Raw genomic sequence first — 2,880 nt, 5'->3', positions numbered from 1 at the left:
CAGTGATAACAAGATGATTACCGGCATCATTCATATGGGAGAGCGAGCGCACAAGATGCTGCATGAGTCGCTGGATACCTTTGCCCGCATGGATGCAGACATGGCCATTGATGTCGCGCGTCAGGATATCAAAATCGACAAACAATACGAGAGTATCCTGCGCGAATTAATGACCTACATGATGGAAGATCCCCGCTCCATTCCCGAGGTCATCAACATGATGTGGTCAGCCCGTTCCCTGGAGCGTATCGGCGACCGCGCCCGCAATATCTGCGAGTATGTGATTTATCTGGTGAAGGGCAAGGATGTACGTCACATCAGCCTGGAACAGGTCGAGCGCGATGCGAGGAAGAGCTAAGTTAGTAGTCGGCAGGAGTAGGCCGGACATAGCGCTAGCGGTGTCCGGCGAACTGCGGGCAATGCCCGATACCGCTGGCGCTTTATCGGGCCTACGAGCTGAAATAGGGTGCGTCCCACGCACCGCCTCGTCACTTGGCCCTCGTAACTCGTCCCTGTTTTTATAGCGGAAACACCACCATGTGATCCAGCGCCAGGCTGACCGTGACTTGCTCACCGATGGCAAAATCGTGATGACTGGGGAACAGGGATAGGACTTCGGTCTCGTCTTCCAGCTGCAGGGTATACAGAATCTCCGCGCCCTTGAAGGCCCGTTGCAATACCTTACCCTGTAGCGCGCCCTCCGGGTCATAGACGATATCATCCGGACGCAGTAGCAATTCCACTTCCGTGCCGGGATCCCATTCATAGGCACGATCCCCGCTGATCGTTCCCAGGGCGGTTTTGACCGTCTCCGGGCTGACCAGCGTTCCCCGAACAAAGACTCCCTGACCGATAAAATCGGCAACAAACCGGTTGGCCGGGGAGTGATACAGATTATAGGCGGTATCCCGCTGGAGGATGTGGCCCTCGCTCATGACGCTGATCTGATCGCCCATGGCAAAGGCCTCGTGCTGGTCATGGGTCACCAGAATGCCGCTGGTGCCCTGCTGCTTGAGAATCTGGCGTACCTCGTTGCTCAGGCGCTCGCGCATGTCGATATCGAGATTGGAGAACGGCTCATCCATCAGAATCAGCTCGGGGCGCGGCGCCAGTGCCCGGGCCAGGGCAACTCGCTGTTGCTGGCCGCCGGACAGCTCGTGGATATAACGATCCCCCATCCCCGCCAGGCCGACCACTTCGAGCATTTCATTGGCCAGCCGCTTGCATTCGGACTTGCCCAGGTTGCGCAGGCCAAAGGTGATGTTGCCGCAGACATCCAGGTGCGGGAACAGGGCATAGTCCTGAAACACCATGCCGATATGGCGTTTTTCCGGGGCCAGCGTGTAGCCGGGATAGGAAATGCGTTGTTCCCGCAGTCGAATTTCCCCCCTATGAAGGGGCTGAAAGCCTGCAATGGCACGTAACACTGTGGTCTTGCCGCAGCCGCTGGGGCCCAGCAGACAGACCAGATCGCCCTGGTTGACATGCAGGTTGAGGTTTTCAACGGCAATCACGCCGCGGTGGCGGCATTCGATATTTTTCAGCTCGAGCAGCGGCTGGTCCACGTAACACCCTGATATGCAAACATTTCAGGGGCGCATCATAGCAGATTCATCTGGCCGAGTAAGCCTGCAAACCGGCCGTTGGCGCCGAATCCGGCCCGGGTGTCATAAAAACTTCATCCCCTGTTAACACTGCTGTAAGAGATCAACAACAAACTCATCCCCGTTCATTTGCACACAACACGTGTTGCGTTGTTACAACAAACTTTTGGGGAAGAGACATGAAAAAGAAATTGATTGCACTGGCCGTAACCGGCGCACTGATGACTCCGATGCTGGCCCAGGCCGCACCGACCGTATACGGTAAAGTTCATCTGTCTTACGGCAGCGTGGAAGAGGAATCCGGCGGTGTCACAACCACCGATAACTGGCAGCTGAGCAGCCACGCGTCTCGCGTTGGTGTCAAGGGTGACCGCGATCTGGGCAACGGCCTTTCCGCCATCTACAAGTTCGAATGGCAGGTCGATTATGAGCAAGGCGGCGATGCCGGTTTCGATCGTCGTAATATGTATGCCGGTCTGAAAGGCAGCTGGGGTCAGGTCCGTTTCGGTCGTCATGATACGCCGCTGAAAATGGCCCAGGGTGATTTCGACCAGTTCGGTGATACCTCGGCTGACCTGAAAAATGCTGGTGACCAGGATGGTGACAACCGTCTGGACAATGTCCTGGCCTATCTGGGTAAATCCGGCAACATCAAATATGCCATTGCCCTGATTCCGGGTGAAGGTGATGGTACTACCGCTGGTGACGGTCCGGCTGATAGCATTTCCGCTTCTATCGCTTACGAAGATGGCCCGCTGTATGTTGCACTGGCGCAGGATTCCTACGATGACACCAATGGCCAGGCTGAAAACAGCCTGACCCGTTTGGTCGGAACCTACAAGATGGGTAACATGCAATTAGGCCTGTTGTGGCAGTCCGGTGTCGAAGGTGCTACGACTGCTGGTGAAGACGAAGACTGGCTGGGTGTTAGCTTCAAAACCAAGATCAGTGCCAAGAACTCCTTCAAGGCACAATACATCATGGTTGAAGATAACGAAACCACGGCGCGTGAAGGCACCCTGATGGCTGTCGGTATCGATCACAAGTTCGACAAGAAAACCAGTGGTTATCTGATGTACTCCAATCTGGAAGAAGAACTGGGTAATACAACCGATGTTGATAACACCTTCATGGGTGCCGGTCTGGTTCTGAAGTTCTAAAACCGGATTGACAGAATAAAAGAGCAAGGACAGTCGGCAACAGGGACGTTGCCGTCGCTCTGAGAGTTGTTATGTGTGCTTAAGTACCCTGACGTGTGAGAGCGTCAGGGTTTTTT

3 protein-coding genes are annotated in these 2,880 nt (G+C 55.1%); 2 read left to right on the top strand and 1 reads right to left on the bottom strand.

The features are described 5' to 3' along the window. A partial coding sequence (locus RI563_RS13030) for a PhoU domain-containing protein (protein WP_310694815.1) occupies positions 1–358 on the top strand: 358 nt, incomplete at its 5' end. Between the two features lie 160 nt (positions 359–518). On the opposite strand, the gene RI563_RS13025 is transcribed toward RI563_RS13030, so the two are convergent. Further along, positions 519–1,565, bottom strand: a complete 1,047-nt coding sequence (locus RI563_RS13025; protein WP_310694814.1) for an ABC transporter ATP-binding protein — start codon at positions 1,563–1,565, stop codon at positions 519–521. A 218-nt stretch (positions 1,566–1,783) separates the two neighbouring features. On the opposite strand from RI563_RS13025, the gene RI563_RS13020 reads away from it, so the two are divergent. Then, the gene (locus tag RI563_RS13020; RefSeq protein WP_310694813.1) at positions 1,784–2,764 is read left to right on the top strand and encodes a porin; all 981 of its coding nucleotides are present in this window, start codon (positions 1,784–1,786) and stop codon (positions 2,762–2,764) included. The last annotated feature ends 116 nt before the right edge of the window (positions 2,765–2,880 follow it).

Source organism: Thiohalophilus sp. (assembly GCF_031581315.1).
Classification (GTDB): domain Bacteria; phylum Pseudomonadota; class Gammaproteobacteria; order UBA6429; family Thiohalophilaceae; genus Thiohalophilus.
Note: the sequence above shows the minus strand (reverse complement) of the source record. Positions and strands in the feature narration are given on the sequence as shown.